Origin of the sequence: Burkholderia sp. 8Y (genome assembly GCF_902506145.1) — a bacterium.
Lineage (GTDB): Bacteria > Pseudomonadota > Gammaproteobacteria > Burkholderiales > Burkholderiaceae > Caballeronia.
In genome coordinates this window covers 2,228,800-2,250,879 of sequence record NZ_LR733519.1, presented here as the reverse complement: position 1 = coordinate 2,250,879, position 22,080 = coordinate 2,228,800, and the positions used below count along the sequence as shown (strand labels likewise).

At 65.3% G+C, this 22,080-nt stretch carries 16 protein-coding genes; 8 read left to right on the top strand and 8 right to left on the bottom strand.

What is annotated here, in order from left to right; translation table 11 throughout:
- Nucleotides 1-399: 399 nt before the first annotated feature.
- The 8 genes from GV035_RS10025 to GV035_RS09995 all read right to left on the bottom strand — a co-directional run bounded on the left by GV035_RS10025 (nucleotide 400) and on the right by GV035_RS09995 (nucleotide 8,615).
- Entirely contained in the window at nucleotides 400-1,626 is a 1,227-nt protein-coding gene (locus GV035_RS10025) for a YihY/virulence factor BrkB family protein (protein ID WP_159834772.1), read from the bottom strand.
- 135 nt (nucleotides 1,627-1,761) lie between these two features.
- Nucleotides 1,762-1,932, bottom strand: a complete 171-nt coding sequence (locus GV035_RS29085; RefSeq protein WP_201303941.1) for a hypothetical protein — start codon at nucleotides 1,930-1,932, stop codon at nucleotides 1,762-1,764.
- Nucleotides 1,933-2,416: 484 nt separating this feature from the next.
- Complete coding sequence (locus GV035_RS10020; protein WP_159834771.1) at nucleotides 2,417-3,517, bottom strand: type VI secretion system protein TssA; 1,101 nt, start codon at nucleotides 3,515-3,517, stop codon at nucleotides 2,417-2,419.
- Nucleotides 3,518-3,554: 37 nt separating this feature from the next.
- Nucleotides 3,555-4,607 carry a type VI secretion system baseplate subunit TssG gene (gene tssG / locus GV035_RS10015; protein ID WP_159834770.1) on the bottom strand — a complete coding sequence of 351 codons (1,053 nt, stop codon included), beginning with the start codon at nucleotides 4,605-4,607 and terminating at the stop codon, nucleotides 3,555-3,557.
- Nucleotides 4,607-6,496 carry a type VI secretion system baseplate subunit TssF gene (tssF, locus tag GV035_RS10010; RefSeq protein ID WP_159834769.1) on the bottom strand — a complete coding sequence of 630 codons (1,890 nt, stop codon included), beginning with the start codon at nucleotides 6,494-6,496 and terminating at the stop codon, nucleotides 4,607-4,609. Before tssF ends, tssG begins: the two co-directional genes overlap by 1 nt.
- A gap of 33 nt (nucleotides 6,497-6,529) precedes the next feature.
- Nucleotides 6,530-7,009, bottom strand: coding sequence for a type VI secretion system baseplate subunit TssE (gene tssE, locus GV035_RS10005; RefSeq protein WP_159835063.1), 480 nt, complete (start codon nucleotides 7,007-7,009; stop codon nucleotides 6,530-6,532).
- Between the two features lie 65 nt (nucleotides 7,010-7,074).
- On the bottom strand, nucleotides 7,075-7,941 hold the full coding sequence (locus GV035_RS10000; RefSeq protein WP_159834768.1) for a type VI secretion system accessory protein TagJ: 867 nt from the start codon (nucleotides 7,939-7,941) through the stop codon (nucleotides 7,075-7,077).
- Nucleotides 7,938-8,615, bottom strand: a complete 678-nt coding sequence (locus GV035_RS09995) for a TagK domain-containing protein (RefSeq protein ID WP_159834767.1) — start codon at nucleotides 8,613-8,615, stop codon at nucleotides 7,938-7,940. Before GV035_RS09995 ends, GV035_RS10000 begins: the two co-directional genes overlap by 4 nt.
- Nucleotides 8,616-9,066: 451 nt before the next feature.
- Between GV035_RS09995 and tssH the strand changes: the two genes are divergently transcribed.
- The 8 genes from tssH to tssM all read left to right on the top strand — a co-directional run bounded on the left by tssH (nucleotide 9,067) and on the right by tssM (nucleotide 21,986).
- Nucleotides 9,067-11,787: a type VI secretion system ATPase TssH gene (gene tssH / locus GV035_RS09990; protein ID WP_159834766.1), complete on the top strand. Its 2,721-nt coding sequence runs from the start codon at nucleotides 9,067-9,069 to the stop codon at nucleotides 11,785-11,787.
- 36 nt (nucleotides 11,788-11,823) lie between these two features.
- Nucleotides 11,824-12,375 carry a type VI secretion system contractile sheath small subunit gene (gene tssB / locus GV035_RS09985; protein WP_159834765.1) on the top strand — a complete coding sequence of 184 codons (552 nt, stop codon included), beginning with the start codon at nucleotides 11,824-11,826 and terminating at the stop codon, nucleotides 12,373-12,375.
- Between the two features lie 69 nt (nucleotides 12,376-12,444).
- Entirely contained in the window at nucleotides 12,445-13,938 is a 1,494-nt protein-coding gene (gene tssC, locus GV035_RS09980; protein WP_159834764.1) for a type VI secretion system contractile sheath large subunit, read from the top strand.
- 135 nt (nucleotides 13,939-14,073) lie between these two features.
- Nucleotides 14,074-14,556, top strand: coding sequence for an Hcp family type VI secretion system effector (locus tag GV035_RS09975; protein WP_159834763.1), 483 nt, complete (start codon nucleotides 14,074-14,076; stop codon nucleotides 14,554-14,556).
- Nucleotides 14,557-14,649: 93 nt separating this feature from the next.
- Entirely contained in the window at nucleotides 14,650-15,174 is a 525-nt protein-coding gene (gene tssJ, locus GV035_RS09970) for a type VI secretion system lipoprotein TssJ (protein ID WP_159835062.1), read from the top strand.
- Nucleotides 15,175-15,190: 16 nt separating this feature from the next.
- Entirely contained in the window at nucleotides 15,191-16,537 is a 1,347-nt protein-coding gene (gene tssK, locus GV035_RS09965) for a type VI secretion system baseplate subunit TssK (RefSeq protein WP_159834762.1), read from the top strand.
- Nucleotides 16,538-16,667: 130 nt separating this feature from the next.
- Nucleotides 16,668-17,924, top strand: coding sequence for a type VI secretion system protein TssL, long form (gene tssL, locus GV035_RS09960; RefSeq protein ID WP_159835061.1), 1,257 nt, complete (start codon nucleotides 16,668-16,670; stop codon nucleotides 17,922-17,924).
- A gap of 27 nt (nucleotides 17,925-17,951) precedes the next feature.
- Nucleotides 17,952-21,986, top strand: a complete 4,035-nt coding sequence (gene tssM, locus GV035_RS09955) for a type VI secretion system membrane subunit TssM (RefSeq protein WP_159834761.1) — start codon at nucleotides 17,952-17,954, stop codon at nucleotides 21,984-21,986.
- Nucleotides 21,987-22,080: the final 94 nt, after the last annotated feature.

The window sequence follows — 22,080 nt, the reverse complement described above, 5'->3', positions numbered from 1 at the left end:
CTTGATTCAGAAGGACAAGAAGAACCAAACGAAAAAAGGGTGAAAACTTCATCGCCGACCCTGTGCCGCGGTGCCGAATGCTACTGACCGACGCGCTGTGACGAGCACGTGCGACGCGCCGGGACGCAGCATACTCGCGTGCAGGTTGCTCGACAACCCGTTGATCTTGGCGTGAATATCGGACTGCCATCGTTAGCAGCGATGCACGACCCGGCACCTTCCGCACAATTGCCCGGCCGATTCGTCCAGGCCCGACACGGCAATCGCTGTCCAAACCGATCGCCGGACCGGAATCGATCCTCGCAGGTACGCGCTTCGCCTGATGCACGCCCGAGCGCGCGGCTTCAGCATTCAGGGCGGCCCTCGCCGCCCCGTCTTCTCCCCGACCACTCCACACGCCTAAGCCTTCACCGACCGATGATGCCTCCCCTGCGTCCGGCTCGATCCCTTCGTGAACACGAAGAGACTCGCGCCGGCGGCCGCGATCGCGAGGCGAATCGGATTGGCCTTCACCGTATCGACGCCTTTAGACACGGCATTCGCCCACGGCGACGAGCGCGTGCCCGACGTCGACGGCGGAACAGGCGGCAGCGGCGCGGGCGCGACCGGCTGCGCATGCGCGGCGCTCGCCAGCACCGGCGCATGCGGCGCATCGTGGACGCCGCCTCGGGGCGCATCCGCATGGCTGGAGGCGCCGGTGCCGGGCGCCGGCATCGCGGGTGCGCCCGGCGCATCGGATGCGCTCGACGACTTCACCGGCTGGCCCTCGCGCGCTTCCACTCGCGCGGCCGCGGCTTCCGCGCCGAGCAGCAGCACGGCGGCGGCGAAGTACAGCCACATCATCAACACGGCGAGCGAGCCGGCCGCGCCGAACGCGTTGGCCGTGCCGGCGTGCGTCAGATACAGCGCGAACAGCTTCTTGCCGACCGAGAACAGCACGGCGGCAATCGCGCCGCCGACGAAGGCATCGCGCCAGGCGACGTGGCCATCGGGCAGATATTTCATCAGCGCGGCGAACGCGCACGCCAGGATCACGAGCCCGACCAGGAACTGCGCGATATCGCCGATCACGACGAGCGGCGACTCGCCGAACACGAATTTGCCGGCTGCCTGCACGGCCGTATCCAGCACGAGCGATACGATCAACAGGAACGCGACGCCCATCACGAGGCCGAAGGAAATCAGCCGCACCTTGACGAGCGTGGCGACCCCCGACTTCGCTTTGTCCTCGGCGGGCCACACGACGGAAAGCGCCGTATTCAGCGACGAAAACGTCGCCGACGCGCCCACGGCCAGCAGCACGAACGAGATGATCGCCGCGATGCCGCCTCCGCCGCTGCGATGCGCGTGTTCGACGATGGTCTGCACGCTCGCGGCGGCGTCCTTGCCAAGCATGCCGCTCACCTGATGGAAGATCTGCCCGCGCGCGGCCTCCTCGCCGAAGACGAGCCCGGCCACCGCGATCACCATGACGAGCGTCGGCGCGAGCGAGAACGCCGAATAGAACGCGATGCTCGCGGCCATCGGCGCGGAGCGGTCGGCGCTGAAGCGTTTGAAAGTACGGGTGGGCCACGCGACCGCCCGGCTCATGAGGGATTTCGAATCCCGCGCGGATGTCTTGTTCATCGCTATTCTCCTGAGAAGTGCTGCTTGCCTCTAGCATCGCGAGTGCCAGCAGTGAGAACGACGGTGCGAAAACGCGGGAGTGCTGATGGTGCGCGCGGGCGTTGATCGCCAGCGCGCGGCGTGCCGGGCGTCGGGTTAGCCGTCCGCGCCGGGCTTCGAGATGTCGGGCGTGCCGCGCACCGGGTTCTGGTCCGGCTGCAAGTCGGTGTTGTCGGGCAGCGTCTCCGGCGTGCGCGCAGGCGGTGTTCCGCTCGCGATTTCGGTCTGCGCAGGATCGGGTTTCTGCGGCTGGTTGGGGTCGGACATGGCGGGCTCCTTGGGGCGTCGGTTCTCACTGACTAGCAAGTGGCATGCTCATGACTTTTCCGCGAGTGCTGGGGCGGACGCAATTGCGTGAGTAACGCTGGCAGCGGCTGCGTTGCCGCGTCCGGCTGGGCGCGCCGCTGCATGCGCGGCATGCAGTGCCGGGCGGTCCATGCGTGGAGGGTTGTATTGCGAACGGCTGCGCAATCAACGCTGCGGGGGCGATGCGTGACGGTTGGGCGCGCGAACAGCTGCAACGGCTGGGACGGACCCACGCGTTTGGTCGCTTTTCCATATCGATCGCTTCGGAATTTCCGCGTCTTGCATGCGAACAGCCTGGCGCGAACATCATGCCCGAGGCACCGCGTCGCGCGAACGCTATCCGCATCGATCGCCTGGACGACTTCGGGACAGTCCGTTCAGCGCGACGGGGCAGCACGCGCTGCGCCGCCCGGCATCCCGCACGCGCGCGGACCAGGGATTCACATCACTGCAGCCCGTTCTCGCCTTCCCACTGTTCCAGCATTTCCGGACTGATCGCCTTCACCACTTCGGCATATCGCTTGCCGACGAACAACTCGGCGCGACGCAGCAAGACCGGAATGGGGCTGCTGGGCTCGTGCTGCTCGAACCAGTGCCTCGCTTCGCGGATGAGTTCGAGCGCGGCTTGGCGATCCAGCGCGGCGGCGCGCGGCACGCGAACCGGCTCGGCGACGGCGGGTGCAGCGGCGACGCGCTCGTCGCTCGTCGCATCGACAGAGAGGATGCTGTCGGCCGCTTCAGCCGGTTCGGGCGCCGGTTCTTCCACCGGAACCGGGGCGACGCGTGCGCCCGTTGCCACGACGCGATCAAGCAAACGTGCGAGCGGCGAAAGATCCGGGACGTACGCATCCAGATGCCCGCGGCCCCACGCCCCGATTTGCTTCAGGCTTTCGGCCGCCGCGTCGAAGCCGGCGAGCACATCGGGCTGCTGCAGCCGGAGGTCCTCGATCTGCCGCGTGACGGATTCCGGGGCAAGCGCATCGCTCGGGCGGGGATGCGCGAACGCGCGTTCCACATCGCGCATCTGCAGCCGCACGGCGCTGGAGCGCGTCAGCGCGATCTCGCGCACGTCGGAGAGCAGGCCGTCCGTATCAGTCAGGGCTTGCAGCGCGTTCATGCGGATTTCGAGCGCAGCGTCTTCATCGTCGTCCGCGCCCTGGCGTGGATGGATGGCTTCGGCAAACGCATCGAGCCACGCCGCCAACAGGCCCAGTCCTTCCGCGAGTCCTGGCGCCCCGGCGAGGCGCGTGCGGCATCGCGTGAACAGCACGGCGAGCCGCATGTCCTTGCTGCGCATCATGAGACGCCGGCAATCGCGGTCGACGTCGCTCCAGTTTATGGGCTCAGGGACGCCGACGAAATCGCCATATTGCGCTTCCGGCCGGACGGCGACCTGCGACGACAGCACGACGAATTCCGGGTCGTATTCGAGGTCGGCGCCGCATGGCGCGGCGGCGTCGATCGGCGTCATCCAGTCGTGCGACGTCGACGGCGCGGCCTTACCGCCGCCGGCCTTCTTGGCGGCTTGCTTGTTCGTGTTGCTCATCTGGTGGCATCCTGCGTTGTTCTTGCTGGCTCGCACGTCATGATGCGAGTTCCGTCATGTAGCGTTCGGGCTCGAATCGCATGCCCGTGATCGGCTCTTCGTTGCCCGACTGGCCGAGCCATCCCGACCATCCCAACTGCTGCGGGCCGCCCATCACGGCGGGCGGCGCGCTCTTCGCCCGGATGCGCAGTTCCAGTTCCCAGTCAAATTCATGGCCGAGGAACGTGCGTACCCAGTCGACAAGTCTCGGCAGGTCCGCCCCGCGAGGCGTGAAGCGCAGATACGCATCGATGTCGAGCGGCCCGATGACGATCCTGAAGCGGTACTGACGGTCGGGCACGCGCTCGCCGAGAATCGCGCCTCCGGCCATCGTCGACGGTGCGCCCGGCGCGCCCAGACGGCTGCGCTCGCCCGCCGCCATGTCGATCCAGTGGAACACGTATTCGTCGATGGCAACGGGCACACCGAAATAGCGTTCGAGTGTCGTGCGCAAGCCGTCCGGATCGCGCGATTCGCGGACCCTGTGCGCCGACGCCGACAGTTGCGCATGCGCAGGAAGCGCGCGCGCTGCGATTTCGCCCGGCGCCTGTCCGCTCAGGCTTCCGATGTAAAACGAGAACCGCTCGCGGCCGGCACCGGGCCGGTCGAGATCCGCCGCCGACTGCGCGCAAGCCCACGTCCGGTAAAGCAACGTGAAGTAGCGGTGATGAAATACATCCAGGAAATCGACGAGCGTGCGGTCGCGCCGGCTTTCCTCGCGCTCGCGCGCAATCTCGGTCACGTGAATGGGCAGCGGTCCGTTCGGACCGAGCATGCCGAGGCCGAACAGGCGCACGAAGAGGCGTCCGTCGCGTTCGCCGACGCTCGCTAGTTCGCGCGGCGCGAACGTCAGGCTGGGCTTCTGGCCAAGACGGAACGGTTCGGTGTGCGGCCGGCGCGCCGCACCGACGGGCTCGATGTCCGGATTCGCGCCGATGCGGCGCATCACGGAAAGAAAGCCGTATCGCCACGGCTCCGCTTGCAGCCGTTCCAGCCTTTGGTGCAAGAACGCGGTGTCGCGCAGCGTCGAAGTGAACGTGGCTCCCTTCATCAGGTGCCTCCGCGCGCGCCCATGCGAACCGGCCAGCGAATGAGACGGCCGCGCTGCATGGAATGGAGTTCCGTCTGCGTGAACGTATTGATGGACACGTGCCGCATCAAGTAATGCTCGAGAATCACGCCGAAGAGATAAGGACTGACGCCTGAGAAGCCCGATTCGTCGACCGTCAGCAGACATTCGATGCCGCGCCCAAACACGAGCGGTCCTTTACCCGGCAGCTTGCACGAGACCGGGCGCGTCTTCACGCCGACCAGACTTTCGATCTGACGCTGATGGATTCTGTCGTCGGCGGCGACGAAGAGCCTCAGCATGTCGCGCAGGCCCTGCCCGCCCGGCCGGTGATCGATCTCTTCCAGCGGCAGGTAGTTGAAGTTCAGATGCCGGACGAGCCGCCATGCGGTCTCGCGCTCCGCGAAAGGTGCGCGCGGCGCGCTCGGTGCGCGAATGAGCCCGATGCTGGCGACAGGCGCATCCGGATTGCCGAAGAGATCGTTCACGCCATCGCGCGGAACGAAGCTCGGCAGATCGCGATTGGTCAGCCACGCGTCGACGGACAGGTAGCGGATCTCTTCGTCATACGGCGCGTTGTGCTGATCCACGAGCGACACGTACACCTCGCTGCCGATGTACGGCGTGCGAAGTCCGTTGCGGCGGGCCGCATCGGACGTCACGCGGCTTTCTCGGCGCAGCGAGAAATAGCGGCCGTAGTTGCCCTCGTCGCTGTTGCGCGTCTGGTAGAGCGGCCGGAATTCCTGCCCGGCGGCGCCGTTGCCCTTGTGACCGGCGAGCGACTCGACGGCGAACACCTCGTAGTCGAGCGGCGCGAGCCGCCTCGGCACGAGATGGAATTCGGCCGCCGCGTGCGTGAGTTCGATGCGGTCAGTGCGGCACGGAAACAAATTGATGACGGGCGAACAGAAGAGCGCGAAGCGCGACGCGTCGATGAGCCCGCTCAGGCGATCGCTCGACTGGTTCAGCAGCACGACGATCTCCACTTCGTCGCCCTCGATGCGGCGAAGCGCGTCTTCGAGTCCGGCCAGCGTGAAGAAGAGAAAACGGCTCGGGCAGGCGAAATACTCCTGCAAGAGATTGTGGCCGTGGAACTTCGACCAGGTGAGCGGCAGCAAGCCCTGATCCGTGCGCAGTCCTTCGTGAGCGATCGCTCCGGACGTGACGACCGACAAGGGCCGCGTACCATCGGCGAAATCGTGGGGCGCGCCGATGAGCGTGGCGACGCTCGCCGAATGCAGAAGCTCGAAGAGATGCGACGCCACCTGTTCATCGCCGCTCAGATACACCGGCAGGCGACCGAGCCCGCGAAGGTCGGCGATGCGCGCACCGTTCGTCGTCCGAAGTCGCAAGCGCAAGGCCTCGCGCACGCGCGCGTGCTCCGGCACGTAGCGGTCCAGCGCACGAATGTCGCGCGGCACGCCGGCGAGTGTCGCGCGCGTGACCGCAAGCGGATAGAGCGTCACGTCGTGGCCCGTGCGGAACTGGCATGCCGTTTTCTCGCCGGGCGCGACGCGGCCCTCGAGCGCCGTTCCCCGCGCGATCGTGACGCCGCGAATCAGTTCGTCGGATCGCGCGTCTGGGTGAAACTGCGCGACCGCCATCGAGGGCGTCGGCGCGGTGTAGTTCGGGTAGATCACCTCGAGCAGACGGCCCGCGAATCGTGGAAACTCCGCGTCGAGCTTGACCTGCATGCGCGCGGCCATGAAGCAGAACGATTCCACGAGCCGCTCCACGTAGGGATCGACGGCTTCGTCGCGCTGCGTGACGAGCCGGTGAGCATTCTTCGGATGCGCCTTCGCGAACTCCGCGCCCAGGTCGCGCAAGGCGACCAGTTCCTGGTTGTAGTAGTCGAGCAGCCTCGGGTCCATACGATGCCTGGGTTATGTCGCCCTGCCGCCCTGTCAGGCGCCGCGGCGCGCGGTGGCGTGCAGACGGCTGGTCTCGAGATCCAGCGAGCTTTGAACCATGAATTCCAGCGGATAGGGGTCCATGCGGATCATGCCGCGTATCTCGAAGGCTAGATTGTTGTAGCGTCCGTTGATGTCGACGCCGTTCAGCGGCACGATCGACAGCGAGTCGCGCATCAGGCGAGGCTCGAAGTCCTCGATCGCACGCTTGATCTTCGCTTCGACGTCGGGCCAACGGTGCGATGCGACGAAAGCGCCCGCGAGCGGCGGCACGCCGAAGTTCACCGTCGAGGCGGCCGCTTCGGGATATCGGGCCCGGTCGATCTGGTCTTCGATATTGATGGCGTTGAGCAGGTACGCCAGATCGCGCTGAATGATGTCGCGCATCTGCGACCGCGTCACGGTGTACTCGCCGGGCGCTTCGTTCTTGCGCTGCGGCGCGTCGTCACGGAGCCGGTCGAGCAGCGTCGGCATCAGGTGTGAGTCGGCCCGGCGCGGCGCCGACGACGCGTCGGCAAAGCCCCGACGGTGCGTGTTCTTCACTGGTGCGACTCCTCGTCTACGAGCGGTGCTGCGTCCTGCGTCGCGTCCTGCCCGAACGCACAGTCCGACAGTTCGAACACGCTGAAGTCGCCGGCATCCGTGGACCAAGTCTTACGGCCATGCCCGATCACGCCGGTACGCCCGAGCTCTTCCCAGACGGTTTCCCGGCCGGTGTGAAGCGCCTCACGCGACGCGTGGACGCCATCGCGCGAGAGCGGATAGCGTGCGGGAACGAAGCCGTGGAGCGTCGCGCCGTCGAGCAGCGTGAGCGTGCAAGGGGTCCAGACCAGATCGATCAGCGACGACGGCTGGCGCACGCGCCACCGCGCAATGTCAGACAATGCGACCCAGCGATAGCTGCCCGCCGCGATGAACTCGCACACCGGCCCCAACCGCGAATCACTGTCGGCGATCCATTCGAACGCCTGTCCCGCCGTACGGCCCGCGACGAGCGGCGCGCCATTTAGCGCGGCCTCGCGTGTCCGATCGGCGGCGCAGGTGTCGCCCTGCGCGGCGCAGCCCAGCGCGGCGATGAGCGAGCGCATCCAGCCGGGCGCGTCGTCGTAGATGAAGGCCGGCTGCTGCGTGCCCGCCATGACTCGCTCGCGCCAGCGTTCGGCGCGGATCAGATCGCGGAACGTCTGCACCACGCGTTCGGCCGAGGCGTCGAGCTGCCCGTAGACCTGCAACTGCTGCATCGCCCGTTCCCACTCGCCCGTCACGCAGAAGCACTGGAACAGCGACCACCGATGCACGGCGACTGCGGGTTCACGGCGAATGGAATTGACGAGGCTGGCGATCGCTTCATCGGTTGTCTGCGACGCTGGCTTGGCGTGCGTCGAGTTCGGCGTATCTGTGCTCATGCTGGTTCTTTTCGTTCGCGTTCGTGCGGTGTGTTCAGGGGCCGTACAGGACTGTCGATGGCGAGCGTGTGATGTTCGCGCCGCACGAGCGACGGCAAAATGGGGCTCGGCCTGCGCGTCGACGCGGCGTGATATTCGGGAGGCGCGAAGAGCCGCAGCACTTCGGGAACGTCCTCCATGCTCGCCGCAGCGTTCGGCCCCATGGGCTGCATCGGCCCGAAGGCCTGCTCGAGGCTGGAGATGTCGCCCAGGATAGCGGCGACCGGGCTGACGGCGTCGTCGCGCCAGCGGCGCGACGCAAGCTCTTGATCGCCCAACGACAAGTCTTCGCCGCTGTCCGCATTGACCCAGGCGTCGGAGAGCGTTGCGAGCGGCGAGTCGAGGGCCTGGCAATACTGGTCGTACAGCGAGCCCATCAGACGGTCGCCGGCGCTGCTCCCCGTCTCGTCCGCGGCCTTGACGATGAAGCGTGCCGAACTCGAATCGGCCGCCCCGCCGAGCAAATCGAGAACCGGGTTCTCTTCGTATGACGATGAGCCATGAAACTCATCTCCGCGTGCGCGCGGCCCCGCGTCTTGCCCGCCGCTCAATCTTTTACCGGAGACCTGCTGACCTTGCGGCTCGATACGCCGCTCGTTCGACGGCCCGGTGCGAAACAGTCTCGAAAGTCTCATCGCATCTTCAATTCGCAATCGGAAAACCTCGATACGAGTGCGAATCACTTTTCCAAGAATAAGACGGGGCCGGATTAGAACACGGTGAAACCAAGGTGTCCATAGCAATTAATTTGAGATGACGCCGCATCCAAACTTGGATGAGCGCACATAGTTTATATCTCGATATTCTCCGGCTTAACGTCTTAATGTTAAACGCCTGAAACGCATGAAGATTTCCGAATGGCCGAGTTCTTCTACATGGATGGCAATTGATGAAGTTCAATATCGAGATGATTTTTCTTACGCTTGCTCGTTGACGCGCGGACTACGGCGTGGATAATCGCTGCCGTTCAACGCGATCGGCAAAGACCGGGGCCAACATCCACCACGCACGGTCGCTCAAAAAAGACGAAGAAGAAAGCATGGATGCCGCATCATTCATTACGGCGTCCGAACATCAAAATAAACAATGACCGTTTCCCGCCAAGCATTATTTGGAAAGCTCGGAGCCACGCTGTTCCGAAGCATTGAATCAGCCACGACCTTCTGCAAGCTCCGCGGTAATCCGTATGTCGAGCTCGTCCATTGGCTCCACCAGCTACTGCAACTTCCCGACAGCGACCTGCATCGCATCGTTCGTCACGCCGGCATCGAGCTGGACGGGCTCGAACGCGATCTCGCCCGCGCCCTGAATGCGCTGCCGTCGGGCGCGAGTTCGATCAGCGATTTCTCGCATTACATCGAACTCGCTATCGAACGGGCATGGGTGCTCGCCACGCTCGAACACGGCGACCGCCGCGTTCGCGGCGCGTGGCTGATCGCCGCGCTCGCGGGCACGCCGGAACTTCGGCGTGTGCTGCTTTCGGTATCGCCGTCGCTTGCCCGCATTCCGGTCGACGTGTCCGGCGACACGCTGACCGCGTGGATCAGCGGTTCTCCTGAAGGCGACGACGCCCCCTACGACAACACCGACTTCTCGTCGGCCGTGCCGGGTGAAAGCTCGGGCGCGATGCGCGGAGCCACTGGCGGCTCTCCACTCGACCAGTACTGCCTCGATCTGACAGCGCGCGCCCGCGCAGGCGAAATCGACCCGGTCGTCGGACGCGAGCAGGAAATCCGCACGATGATCGACGTCCTGCTGCGCCGCCGCCAGAACAACCCGCTGCTCACCGGCGAAGCGGGCGTCGGCAAGACCGCGGTAGTCGAGGGGCTCGCGCTCGCCATTGCGAGCCGAGACGTTCCGCCGTCGCTCGCGGAAGTCCGCCTGATGACACTCGATGTCGGCGCGCTGCTCGCCGGCGCGAGCATGAAGGGCGAGTTCGAGGCGCGTCTGAAAGGCGTGCTGGAAGCGGCGGTGAAATCGCCCACGCCCATCATCCTGTTCGTCGACGAAATCCATACGCTCGTGGGCGCGCGCGGTCAGGCCGGCACCGGCGATGCGGCCAACCTGCTCAAGCCCGCGCTCGCGCGCGGAGCGGTACGCATGATCGGCGCGACGACGTGGTCGGAATACAAGCGGCACATCGAAAAGGACCCGGCGCTCACCCGCCGCTTCCAGGTGCTGCAAGTGCCGGAGCCTGCGGAAGGCGCGGCCATCGAAATGGTGCGCGGGCTCGCGGCCGCTTTCTCGCGGCACCACGCCGTGATCGTGCGCGACGAGGCGATCCGCGCAGCGGTACTGCTGTCGCATCGCTATATTCCGTCGCGGCAGTTGCCCGACAAGGCGATCAGCCTGCTTGACACCGCATGCGCCCGCGTCGCGCTTTCGCAGCATGCGGCGCCGCGTGAGTTGCAGCAGATTCGCCAGCGCGTGCAGGCGGCCCGGGTCGAGCTTGATCTGCTGGAGCAGGAGGCGCGCATCGGCATCGACGCCGACCGCGCGGTGAGCGTGGCACAGGCGCGCATCAGCGAGCTCAGCGCCGAGGAGTCGATCATCGACGCCCGCTGGCAGAACCAGCTTCGCGCCGCGCAAGCACTCGCCGCCGCACGCGATGCGGTGCGCCATGCAGCGAGCGCCGGCGCGCCAACGGCCGACGCCGAGCAACCCGCCGCGCCTTCGATCGCGGAACTTCGCCGCCTCGAGGACGAACTGCGCGAACTGCAAGGGGAGTCGCCGCTCGTGTTCCCGGAAGTGGACGAAGCCATCGTCGCCGAAATCGTCTCGGACTGGACCGGCATTCCCGTGGGCCGCATGGTCAAGGACGAAGTCGCCGCCGTGCGCACGCTGCCGCAAACGATTGCGGCCCGCGTCATCGGACAGGGCGATGCCTTGAAGTCGATTTGTCAGCGCGTGCAGACGGCGCGCGCCGGGCTCACCGATCCGAAGAAGCCGCTCGGCGTTTTTCTGCTTGCGGGGCCGTCGGGCGTCGGCAAGACAGAAACCGCGCTCGCGCTCGCCGAGGCGCTCTACGGCGGCGAACAGAATCTCATCACCATCAACATGAGCGAGTATCAGGAAGCGCACACGGTCTCGGGACTGAAGGGTGCGCCGCCGGGATACGTCGGCTACGGCGAAGGCGGCGTGCTGACCGAAGCCGTGCGTCGCCGGCCCTATTCGGTCGTGCTGCTCGATGAAATCGAGAAAGCGCATCGCGACGTGCACGAAGTGTTCTTCCAGGTCTTCGACAAGGGCTACATGGAGGACGGCGATGGCCGCTATATCGACTTCCGCAACACCACGATCCTCCTGACGAGCAATGCCGGCTCCGAACTCGTGACGAGTCTGTGCGCCGATGCCGCGCTCGCGCCCGACCACGGCGCGCTCTGCACCGCGCTCACGCCCGAGTTGCTCAAGGTCTTTCCAGCGGCGTTTCTCGGCCGGGTCTCGCTCGTGCCGTACCGGCCGCTCGCACAAGAGTCGCTTGCGAGCATCGTGCGGCTGCATCTGAACCATGTCGTGCGGCGCATGGCGGAGCGCCACGAAATCGCGCTCGAATACAGCGAGCACCTCGTCGAGTACATCGTTGGCCACTGCCTCGTGCAGGAAACCGGTGCGCGCGTGCTCATCGGGTTCATCGAGCAGCACGTGCTGCCTGCGCTTTCCGCGCTCTGGCTCGACGCCTTCTCGTCGCAGCGCCCGCTCACGAGCATTCGCATCGACGTCGCGGACAAGAGCGCTGCGCCCGCCTCCGCGATCGTGTTCGAAAGCGCGTCGTCCGCGGTCACGTTCCCCGTCGGCCAGCTCAACTGAGTTCTGCCGATCCTCCCCACGTTTACGGAGTCATGCATGTCCGCATCAAACTCAAACAGCTCACAGAAGTTCATCGCGAGAAATCGTGCGCCCCGTGTGCAGATCGAATACGACGTCGAGATCTACGGCTCGGAGAAGAAGGTCGAATTGCCCTTCGTGATGGGCGTGCTCGCCGATCTGTCGGGTAAGCCCGTCGAACCGCTGCCGCCCGTCGCGGACCGCCGCTTCCTCGATATCGACATCGACAACTTCGACGAGCGCATGAAGGCGATCAAGCCGCGCGTCGCGTTCTCGGTGGCCAATACGCTCACGGGCGAAGGGCAATTGCTCGTCGACATGACGTTCGAAAGCATCGAAGACTTCTCGCCGGCGAAGGTCGCGAGCAAGGTCGAGCCGCTGCGCCGGCTGCTGGATGCGCGCACGCAGCTCGCCAATCTGCAAACGTACATGGACGGAAAGTCGGGCGCCGAGTCGCTCATCAACAAGCTGCTGGCCGACCCGGCGCTTCTGAAGTCGCTCGCTGCCGAACCGAAGCCGCAGGCGGACGCCGGCGCACGTAAGTCCGAAGCGGATCAGACCGCGCAATAACGGACGAGCGGCCACACGCGCCCAAGCCCGAACACGCACAGCGAATAAACAGCACGTAGAAGGTTCACGATGGCAAAACAGATGGCACAGGCCGCAGCGGCGGCCACCGAAACAACGAGCGACTTTTCCCTGCTGCTCGCACAGGAATTCCGCTCGAAAACCGACGAGGCACGCGATGCGGTGGAGCATGCGGTCCGCACGCTCGCGGAGCAGGCGTTGCAGCAGTCGCTCACCATTAGCGACGACGCGTACAAGAGCATCGAAGCGATTATCGCGCAGATCGACCACAAGCTGTCGGAACAGATCAACCTGATCCTGCATCACACCGACTTTCAGAAACTGGAATCGGCGTGGCGCGGCGTGCATCACCTCGTCTCGAACACCGAGACCGATGAGCGCATGAAGATCCGCTTCATGGACGCATCCAAGGAAGAACTGCGTCGCACGATGAAGCGTTACAAGGGTCTCGCGTGGGATCAAAGCCCGCTCTTCAAGCAGATCTACGAAGAGGAATACGGTCAGCTCGGCGGCGAGCCGTACGGCTGCCTGGTCGCTGACTATTACTTCGACCACACGCCGCCCGACGTCGACCTGCTCGGCTCCATCGCCAAGATCGCCGCCGCCGCGCATACGCCGTTCATTTCCGGTGCATCGCCTTCGGTGCTGCAGATGGAATCGTGGCAGGAACTCGCCAACCCGCGCGATCTCACGAAGATATTCACGCAAAACCTGGAATACGCACCGTGGAATGCGTTGCGCAACACGGAAGACGCGCGCTATATCGGCCTCGCCATGCCGCGCTTCCTGTCCCGCCTGCCGTACGGCGCGCAGACCAATCCGGTCGATGAGTTCGACTTCGAGGAAGACACGAACGGCCCCGATCATCGCAACTACGCGTGGGCCAACGCAGCCTACGCAATGGGCGTGAACATCAACCGCTCGTTCAAGCTGTACGGCTGGTGCTCGCTGATTCGCGGCGTGGAATCGGGCGGTACGGTCGATAACTTGCCGTGCCACACGTTCCCGACGGACGACGGCGGCGTGGATATGAAGTGTCCGACCGAAATCGCCATCTCCGACCGCCGCGAAGCGGAACTGTCGAAGAACGGTTTCATTCCGCTCGTGCATCGGAAGAACACGGACCACGCGACGTTCATCGGCGCGCAGTCGCTGCAAAAGCCGGCGGAATACTACGATCCGGACGCCACCGCCAACGCGAACCTGTCGGCACGTCTGCCGTATCTGTTCGCATGCTCGCGTTTCGCGCACTACCTCAAGTGCATCGTGCGCGACAAGATCGGCACGTTCCGCGAGCGCGAAGACATGCAGCGCTGGCTGAACGAATGGATCATGAACTACGTCGATGCAGACCCGGCCAACTCGTCGCAGGAAACGAAGGCACGCCGTCCGCTCGCCGCGGCGGAAGTGGTCGTCGAGGAAGTGGAAGGCAATCCCGGCTACTACCAGGCCAAGTTCTTCCTGCGTCCGCATTTCCAGCTCGAAGGTCTGACCGTTTCGCTGCGTCTCGTCGCGCGTCTTCCGTCCGTGAAGGACGCGGCCTGAGCGGCATGAAGCGCGTGTAGTCCGCTCCGACATCCGCCGGCAGGCGCCGGCGATCGGTACTCGAAGCATTCAAGAAATACGGACTCCAAAGCCCGTAGAAAGCAGTAGTACGTTTCAATAACAAGGAGTAGCAAGATGGCACAGGACATCTTTATCAAGATCAACGGCATTGATGGCGAATCGCAGGATTCGGCTCACAAGAACGAGATCGAAGTGAAGAGCTGGGGCTGGGAAATTTCCCAGCAGTCGAACATGCACATGGGTTCGGGCGGCGGCGCCGGCAAGGCGACCGTCGAAGATCTGGCCTTCGTGCACCTCGTCGACCGCGCAAGCCCGAACCTGATGAAGTACTGCCTGACCGGCAAGCACATCGATCAGGCCGTTCTGACGGTCCGCAAGGCCGGCGGCAATCCGCTGGAATACCTGAAGATCACGATGAGCGATGTGATCGTCACGCGCGTGGCGCCTTCGGGCAGCAACACGGACAACGGCATCACGGAAAGCGTCCGCCTGTCGTTCGCCAAGGTGAAGCAGGAATACGTGGTGCAGAACGCCCAGGGCGGTAGCGGCGGCGCCGTGACCGCGGGCTACGACATCAAGCTCAACAAGGAAGCGTAAAGCGTCCTGACGTAGCCTGGCCCAAGGCCCGGCGCACGCTGTCTGGTGCGCCGGGCCCTTTCGATGCCCGATTCCTTACCTGTTTCTTCTCTGATGCGCCCGTTCAAATCCGTCCTCGTTGCATTCATCTGCACGCTGGGACTCGCCGCGTGCGCGAGCAGCGACCCCGCTCCACCCCACGAACCCGTCAAGATGACGCTGACGCTGAAGGCAGCGTCGGGTGTCAATCCGGACGACCAGAAGCGCGCCGCGCCGATTATTGTTCGTGTCTACGAACTGAAGGACGCGGCCGCCTTCAACGAAGCGGACTTCTTCTCCCTGCAGGACAAGGACAAGACTGCGCTCGCCGACGACCTGGTGAGCCGCGACCAGTTCCAGATGCGCCCCGGCGACACCCGGGCGATCAAGCGCGACGCGCAACAGGCCGCCACGGTGCTCGGCGTGATCGCCGCGTACCGGGATTTGCCGAATTCCGTCTGGCGTGCCGTCTGGCCGCTACCCGCCGCGCCGAGCGCCGCGTGGTATCGCATCTTCTCGCCCAAACTCAAGCTGACGATCAATCTCGACGGGAACGCAATCAGGATCGTCGACGAACAAGCCGAACAACAGAAAAAATAGGTAAGGACTCACGCATATGAGCTGGTACAACAAGGTCACCTGGAGCGAAGGCCTCTTCCTGCGCCCGCAACTCTTCCAGCAGCAGGAACGCTACCTCGAGCAGTTCGCTCACAAGCGGGCAGCGTCGCTGTCGCCGTTCTTCTTCGGCTTCAGCCACTTCGCGATCGACAACGAAGCGCTCGCCCTCGGCAAGGTCATCATCAAGTCCGCGAGCGGCGTGTTCGCGGACGGCACGCCGTTCGACGCGCCGGGCAGCACGCCGCCTCCGCCGCCGCTCAGCATCCGTTCCGAGCACCTGGAACAGGTCATCCATCTGGCGACGCCGATCCGCGTGCCCAACGGCGAGGAAACCACGTTCGACGACTCCGCCGATTCGCTCGCGCGCTACGCCGTGTTCGATTCGGACCTGCGCGATACCAACTCGGTCGGTCAGGGCGCGCGCACGGTCCAGCTTTCGAACCTGCGGCTCCGCCTCGTGCCCGAGAAGGAGATGACCGACGCGTGGATCGGGTTGCCGCTCACCAAGGTCAAATCGATCCGCGCGGACGGCAGCATCCAGCTCGACGATACGCTCGTGCCGCCCGTCTCCGGCTATGGCGCAAGCACGCTGCTCGAAAGCTGGCTCAACAAGATTCACGAACTCACGCGCCTGCGCGCCAATGCGCTCGCCAGCCGGCTGACCGGCAGCGACGGCAAGGCGGGCTCGGTCGCGGAAGTGTCCGACTATCTGCTGCTGCAAACGCTCAACCGCTACGAGCCGCTGCTGCAGCACATGCGCCGCGTGCCGACCACTTCGCCCGCCGATCTTTACGCACTGCTCATCAGCATGGCGGGCGAGCTGTCCACCTACGTACGCACGAGCACGCGGCGGCCGCTGGAGAGTCACCCGCCGTACCAGCACATCGAGCCGCATGTCTGCCTGAAGCCCGTGGTCGACGACACGCACTGGCTACTCAACGCCGTGCTCGTTCGCAGCGCGCAGGCCATTGCATTCGAGGATGCAGGCTACGGCATGCGCAACGCGGTGGTCGATCCGAGCGAGATTCGCAGCTTCAGCTCCATCGTGCTCGCCGTCTCGGCCGCGATGCCGCCCGACGCCCTGCTCGCGCAGTTCGCCACGCAAGCGAAGGTCGGCCCGTCGGAGCGTCTGCCGGACCTCGTGCGCGCGCACCTGCCCGGCATCACGCTGCAAGGTTTGCCGGTGCCGCCGCGCCAGATTCCGTTCAACGCGGGCTATGTCTACTTCGAGCTGTCGCGCTCCGGACCGCTCTGGGACACGGTCGCGCAGCACGGCGGCATCGCGCTGCATGTCGCCGGCGACTTCCCGCAACTCAAGCTCGAGCTGTGGGGCGTGCGCGGCTGAGCCGCCTCGCTCGCATCATCCGGGCGCGCTGCGATGAAGCCGCGCCCGGCCATCATGAATTCAGGGGAAGAGAGTGAATCCGCAAGCGGGATACCCTAGCCACGGGACAGGGCTGCCGCCACGCGACGGCCTGTCATCCGCCGGCACGTATGATTCCGGCAATGCCGCTGCCGCACTGCACGAGCAGACGGTCACGCTGCTCGCCAGCATTCCGCCGGGCGAGCCGCCGGCCACCCGGCTGCACGCGATGAGCGAGGCGCAGAACCCATTGCTGGAAGCCGCTCGCGTGTTGTTGCGCGCGCTCGCGGACATGCCGAACGATCTCGATCTTCAGGGCATCGACCAGTTGCATCTGCTGCTGAAGCAGGAAGTGCGCATTTTCCAGCGATTGTGCGAGCAGGCCAACATCCGGCGCGACCACATGATCGGCGCGCGCTACTGCCTGTGCACCGCGCTCGACGACGCCGCGATGCAAACGCCGTGGGGCAAGCGGGAATCCGGCGTGCGATGGATCGCGACGGGCCTCGCGACCGAGTTCCACGAGGACCGCCACGGGGGCGACAAGATCTATCTGCTGATCGGCCGGCTGATGATGGAGCCGCAGGAGCATATCGATCTGCTCGAAGTGATTTATCGCGTGCTGAGCCTCGGCTTCATGGGCCGCTACCGGCACGAAGCCGACGGCGCGCGCAAGCACGACGCCGTGCGCAAGCGCCTCTACAACGAAATCCAGACGCAGCGCGGCATCGTGCCGATGGCGCTGTCTCCGCACGTCGCCTCCGACGCGAAAGGGCGCCGCATGTCGGTGTACGACTTTCCCGCGTGGATCACCTTCGCGGTGCTGGGCGTCGTGCTGCTGGGACTCTTCGGCTGGTTCAAGTATCACCTGCTGGATCAGACGACGACGCTCGAAAAGCAGATCGTCGATATCGGCCGCATGACGCCGCCGCCCGCGCCCCGACTGCCGCATCTAAAAGAACTGCTCGCCAGCGAGATCGCGGCGGGCACCGTGAGCGTCGACGAAGACGCGCGTCACAGCGCCGTCACCTTCAAGGGCGATGCGATGTTCGCGCCCGGCGGCGTGGCCGTGAAAGCGTCCATCGGGCCGCTCGTGAGCAAGATCGCGAACGAGTTGATGAAAGTGCCCGGCAAGGTCGTCGTCGCGGGTTACACGGACAACATCCCGATCAAGAGCAAGCAGTTCGCCTCTAACGACGCGCTTTCGCTCGAACGCGCCACGCAGATCATGCAGATGCTGCAATCGGCGGGCGTGCCGGCTTCGCGCCTCGAGGCCATCGGCAAAGGCGAAGCCGAGCCGGTCGGCGACAACGCCACCGCGCAGGGCCGCGCGTTGAACCGCCGTGTCGCCATCACGGTCACGCCCTAGCCGTTTCACGCCATTCGGAAAGAAAGAATGAAAATGCTGTCGTTTCTGAGGTCACGCTGGTTCCTCGGTTTTTTGGCGCTCGTCGTCGTCGGGCTGGTGATCTGGTTTCTCGGACCGTATCTGGCGTTTGGCGGATTGAAGCCGCTCGCCGGCGTCGGCATGCGCGTGTTCATCATCGCGTTGCTGATGGTTGGCGTGCTGCTGTGGCTCAAGGAAGCGCCGACGAGCCCCGCGTTCATCGCGCTGCTGTGCGTTCTGATCTGGTACGCGACGCCCCTGCTCAGCTTCGGCAATGCGCAGCCGTTCGCGCCGGAATCGACGCGGATCATCGCGATCACCGTTGTGCTCGTCTGCTTCGCGGTCTACTGGCTCGCCTGGGTCTTCTTGAGGATGCGCGACGACGAGAAGTTTCTCGAGAAGGCACTCACGTTCGGCAAGAAGAAGGATGCGCCGCCTGCATCGGAGCGCCTGCGCGTGGTCGAGGCGCGCGTCAACAGTGCGATTTCGCGCCTTCGGACCATGCGCACGGGCGCGCGCGGCATCGGACGTCTGTTTCAGGGAACGCGATACCTCTATGAGCTGCCGTGGTTCATCACGCTCGGTTCGAGGGAGTCGGGCAAGACGAGCGCGCTGCTCAACGCCGGGCTCGAGTTTCCGGTCGGCGGTACGTCGAAACGCTTCACGGGCAACTCGGCGGCCACGGACAACGTGGACTGGTGGCTCACCAACGACGCGGTGCTGATCGACACGGCGGGCCATTACACGCGTCACGGCACGTCGAGCGGCCCGGTGCTTCGCCCGAAAAGCGTCGCGGAAAGCGTGAAGTCGGATACAGCGGCGAGCGCGTCGATGACCGAGCCCGCGCTCAACGCCAGCCGCGACCATGAAGACCCGGAGTGGCGTCTGACCGTGGACAGCGACGAATGGCGCGGCTTTCTCGCGCTCTTGCGACGCCACCGTCCGCGCGCACCGCTCAACGGCGCGCTGCTGACGGTTAAGCTCGACGTCCTGACCGCCGCCGACCCCGCTGCGCGCGCGTCGGAAGCGGCCGCGTTGCGCGCGCGTCTCGAAGACCTGCGCACGGCGCTGGGCATCCGCTTTCCGGTGTATCTGATCGTCACGCAGACGGACCATCTGCCCGGCTTCGCGGACTACTTCAGCTCGCTGACGGAAGAAAATCGCGCGCAGATGTGGGGCTTTACGCTGCCGCTCGGCAACGAAGCGACGCAGATCGACCTCGCGCTGCGTTGCGACGGCGAGCTTCGGCAACTCGCGTCGCGTCTCGCGAACGGCGTGAACACGCGGCTCGAAGACGAGTACGACATGGACAGACGCCGGCGCTTGTCGGTATTGCCCGAGGCGTTCAGTGCGCTGGCCGCGCCGCTCGTCGATTTCCTCTCGCAACTTTTCGTCGATTCGCGCTACGACGACACCCAGCTTCAGGCAACGCTGCGCGGCGTCTATTTCACGAGCGCAGTGCAGAGCGCTCAACGCGTCGTCGCGGAACCGCTGACTGTGGTGCAGCGCCTCGCCACCGGGCTCGGCCATGCCGTGACCGCGGATGAAACGCCGCCGCAGAGCACACACAGCTACTTCCTTCAGGACCTGTTCGCGAAGGTGATCGTGCCCGAGGCCGATCTCGTGCGCCCGAACCTGCGTTGGGAGTACCGCTTGCGGATGCTGCGCCTGCTCGGTCACGCGCTGGCGTTGATGCTCTTCGTCTGGCTCGCGGTGGGCCTGCACATGAGCTTCGACAATAACAGCAATTATCTGGGGGCGATCGCGCACAAGACGCAGTCGCTCGCGGCGCGTGTCACGGCGCTCTACAAGGAGCCGAAGCCCGAAGCCGTGCCGGATACGCTCAGCGAGGCGCTGTATCTGCCGACGTGGACCGGGCTGAACCTCGCGGAGCCGGACACGAGCTTCCGATACGGCCTGTACACCGCGCCCGGTATCGCTGATGCCAGCCGCTCCACGTATCAGGCGCTGGAGGACAACCTGCTGGTGCCCCAGATCGTGCATCGCCTCGAGGACGTCATCTCGTCGTCCATTGCGAGTCAGGATTCGAAGTCCGCGTATGATGCACTGCGTGTCTACCTGATGCTCTACGACCCCGCGAAGTTCAAGGCCGGCGACGTCAAGGCGTGGGTGCTCGACGACTGGGCGAAGACGGACAGCGCGTCGATTTTCGGCGGCCGCGCGTCGATGATCGGTCACGTCGAGCAACTGTTTTCGGGCGACCGGACGGTGCAATCGCCGCTCATTCGCAACGACGGGCTGATTCAGCGGGCGCGTGCTTTCCTCGATTCGAGTAATGCCACGCAACGCCTGTACGACCGCGCCAAAGCCGACATGCAGAAAGAAGCGCCGGACGAGTTCACCCTCCTGCGCGCGGTGGGTCCGCAGGCGGGCACCGTCTTCACGCGCGCGAGCGGCGCGCCGCTGTCGCGCGGCGTGGCGGGGCTTTTCACGTTCGATGGTTATCGCAATCTGTTCGACAAGCGGCTGCACGAGTTCGTCGATGCCGCCCGCGACGACGACGCCTGGGTGATGGGCCGCTCTTATCTCGGCGAGGCTCAAAAAAAAACGGCTGAGATTGCGCGTGCGGTCGCTGGCGCCGACGATCCGCTCACCGAGGCCATCCGCCGGCTGTATCTGACCGAGTACGCACAGCAGTGGGATGCCTTTCTCGGCGACATCCGCACGGTCAGCGGCACGAGTCTCGCGTTCGATCTTCAGGTGCTGCGGCGCTTCGCGGCGCCGGATTCGCCGCTCGCGCGTCTCGCAAGCGCGGCCGTCCACGAGACGACGCTCACGCGCAACGTCTCCGCCGACGGCCCTTCCCTTCTCGACAAGGCGAGCGACAAGGTCGCGGACAAAGCGGAGAAAACGCTCGGCATCCGCGCCGCGGAGCGCGTCGAGCGGGAATTGGTCGACAGTCACTTCGCCGCCTTGCGCGAGATGGTCACGGGCAGCGCGGAAACGCAGTCGGGCGGCCAGACCGCCGGCAACGGCCGGGCGGGCGCAACGGGCCTCGACGGGGTAACGAGCCTGCTCAACGACTACTACACGTCCCTCACCGTCGCGGACAACGCGATCGCCAACAACAGCCTGCCTCCGACGAGCGACGCGGCATCCAAGCTGAAGATGGCCGCCAACACCATGCCCGCGCCCTTCCGCGAAGTCCTGCTCGGGCTGTCGATGCAAGGCTCGCGCGAAGTGAACCAGGGCATCGGGCAATTGCTTTCCCGGCAGATGCAAGCCGTTGTCACGGACGCCTGCCGGCTCACCGTGGAAGGCAACTATCCGTTTTCGCCGGACAGCAAGCGCGACGTGAGCGTGGAGGACTTCACGCGCGTGTTCGCGCAGGGCGGCGTACTCGATGACTTCTTCACGAAGAACTTGCTGCCGTTTGTCGATACGTCCGCGCGGCCGTGGCGCTACAAAACGCTCGCCGGCTCCACCGAGCCGGTGCACGGACCGGATCTCGAGCCGTTTCAGCACGCAAAGGAAATCCGCGACGTGTTCTTCAGCGATCAGGGACAAAAACAGCTCGCATGGAAAGCGGATCTGCGCATCGCGGAACTCGATCCGACGATTCTCGGCTTGTCCATCGACATCGACGGTCAGAACGCCCTCTACCAGCATGGGCCCGTCGCGCCAATGCGCATCAGTTGGCCCGGACCACGCGGCGGCGTCCACACAGAACTCACCGCGAGTCCGCGCATCCGCGCCGAGACGTCGACGATCGCGGCTGACGGCCCGTGGGCGCTCATGCGCCTGATGCGTCTCGGCGAGGTCGTGCAGACCGCGACGCCGGGCCGCACGCGCGTCGTGTTCGGCTTCGAGGGCCGCAAGGCCGTGCTCGATATCGCCACCGCTGGCAGCGTCGCAAATCCGCTGACGAGCGATTTGCTCACCACGTTCCGCTGCCCGAGCTCGATGCCGATCTTCAACCTGCCCGACAGCGGTCCGCCGCCCGGACTGCCGGCACTGCCGTTGCAAACGTCTTCCCCCGCCGCTGCCGACGCAGCACCGACCGCTTCGGCGAGCCATCAATAAGCATCGACGCTTCTGGCAGGCGGGCGCCGCGTCCGTTTGCCAGTCGCGCCGCAGTCACGGCATTCCAGCTCGAAAAGGCCAAGCCCGATGCTGC